This window comes from Robinsoniella sp., assembly GCF_034124845.1.
The window spans coordinates 1-2,485 of record NZ_JAWYAJ010000613.1 but is presented as its reverse complement, the minus strand read 5'-3'; the positions used below and the strand labels follow the sequence as shown (position 1 = coordinate 2,485).

2 protein-coding genes are annotated in these 2,485 nt (G+C 44.0%); both read left to right on the top strand.

Annotated features, from left to right (window positions below; translation table 11 throughout):
- Positions 1 to 193 precede the first annotated feature (193 nt).
- Positions 194 to 1,078 (top strand): 2-hydroxy-3-oxopropionate reductase, encoded by an 885-nt coding sequence (gene garR, locus ACH2DQ_RS30025; RefSeq protein ID WP_394912548.1) that lies wholly within the window; start codon positions 194 to 196, stop codon positions 1,076 to 1,078.
- A gap of 37 nt (positions 1,079 to 1,115) precedes the next feature.
- Positions 1,116 to 2,485: GntP family permease (locus ACH2DQ_RS30020; RefSeq protein ID WP_394912549.1), on the top strand; the 1,370-nt coding region annotated here is incomplete at its 3' end.

The following is a 2,485-nucleotide window of genomic DNA, read 5'->3' as shown; positions in this document are numbered from 1 at the left end:
TGATGCAATACCACGGGCTGACAAAAGAGCATATCGTGGAAGCAATTGAAAAAATGAATCAATGATCATAAAAACCAGATAAGAGGGCTGATGGAAAATTATAATATAGAAAGGAAGCCACAGCGTGATTCTTTCAGCCTGTTTCAATGTGGCGCTATTGCATAGAAAACGGCAATAGATAAAGGTATAAAAAATGAAAGTTGGATTTATCGGATTGGGTATCATGGGGAAGCCAATGGTAAGAAACCTGTTAAAAGCAGGACATGAAGTAGTGGCATTTGATGTGATGCAGGAAAACGTAGAGGAAGCGGCTGCGGCAGGCGCAGTTCCGGCACAATCTTCCAAAGCAGTTGCACAACAGTGTAAAACAATTATTACCATGCTGCCGAATTCACCACATGTAAAAGCGGCTGTTATGGGAGAAAACGGGGTTCTGGAAGGTGCGCAGGAAGGCAGCATATTAATTGATATGAGCTCTATAGCACCCCTTGCATCTCAGGAGATTTCCAGGGCATGTGCAGGGAAAGGTGTAAAAATGATTGATGCACCGGTATCCGGCGGCGAACCAAAAGCGATTGACGGAACCATGTCAATTATGGCTGGCGGAGAGAAAGAGGTCTTCGACCAGGTATATGATCTGTTAATGGTAATGGGCGGCAGCGCAGTACACTGCGGCGACATCGGTGCAGGAAATACGACAAAATTAGCAAATCAGGTTATTGTGGCATTGAATATTGCGGCTGTATCGGAAGCCTTTATGTTATCTACAAAAGCAGGCGTGGATCCGGTGAAGGTATTTGATGCAATCAAAGGAGGTCTGGCAGGCTCAACGGTTATGAATGCCAAGGTTCCAATGATTACAGCGGGTAATTTTAATCCGGGATTTAAAATTGATTTACATATAAAGGATCTAAACAATGCCCTGGAAACAGGACACGGGGTGGGAGCGCCGCTTCCAATGACCGCACTGGCTATGGAAATGCTGCAGACGCTTCGTGCCGATGGATGCGGACAGGAAGATCACAGCGCAATTGCAAAGTATTATGAGAAAATTACAGGTGTAGAAATCCGCGGATAATCTGAATATCAGATATCATCAACTAAGGGGGGTCTTTATGGACGTTGGAACTTTATTAATTATTAATCTGGTTATCTCGATTGCTATTATATTGTTTTTAATTATGGCTTTGAAAATTAACCCAAGTATCGCTATGATTATAGCCTGCCTGTATATGGGGATTGCATCAAAGCTGGGTGTCATGGGTACCATTACGCAGATCTCGGACGGCTTCGGCAGCATGATGTCCAGCATGGGGCTGCCCATCGGATTTGGCGTTATTTTAGGGCAATTGCTGTCAGACAGCGGCGGGGCGAGTGTAATTGCAGAAACCCTTGTCAGAAAGTTTCCTGCTAAAAAAGCACTGTATGCCATTGCTTTTACAGGCTTTGTTTTATCCATTCCGGTTTATTTTGACGTCACATTTGTAATCCTCATTCCCATCGGTATTGCAATTACCAGACAGATCAACAAACCAATGGCATATACAACCGGCGCGTTAACGATTGGTGCAACAACTGCTCATTGTATCGTTCCGCCCACTCCGAACCCGCTGGCTGCGCCGGATATCTTTGGATTTGATCTTGGAATCATGCTGATATTCGGATTGATTTTCGGTATTATTACCGTAACGGTAAGTGTGTTTTTATATACGAAAATTCATGACAGGCATTTCTGGAATGAGGAAAAGGATGTAAACCATTCTTCCAATGTTGTAAAAGAATTAGAAGAACAGGGCAAGGTAGTAAAGGAGAACAGACCAAGCTTTTTCATCTCTCTGCTTCCAATTATAGTTCCCATTATCTGCATTTTATGCGGAACCGTGGGCACTGCAATCTTTGGGGAAGAGAACCAGCCCTTAATCAGCCAATTCTTAGGCAACAAATTGACAGCGCTCTTATTAGGCGCACTGGCATCTTATTTATTAGGTTATAAATATATCGGCAAGAAGAATATTGAAGAATCCGCAGGAGAAGCATTAAAGGCTGCGGGAGTAGTACTTTTAATTACAGGTGCAGGCGGTTCCTTCGGCGCAGTAATTAAAGCAACCGATATCGGTACCATTCTGGTTGACAAATTAGGACTGGACACCAGTTCCGCGATTGTAGTATTGTTACTTGCATTTTTCATTGGATTTATCTTCCGTGTAGCCCAGGGGTCCGGTACCGTAGCAGGACTTACCTCCATGACAATTATGGCAACCCTGGCACCAACAGTGGGCATACATCCGGTCTACATTGCCATGGCTTGTCTGGCTGGTGGAAATAGTGTGGGACATGTAAACGACAGTGGATTCTGGGTAGCGACGAACCTGTCAGGGTTAACGGTGACCGGCGGCTTGAAAACGTATACACTGGGGTCATTTATATCAGCAATCTGTATCTTTATATTAGCAATTATAGGAGCATTGGTATTACCGGTGTTTTA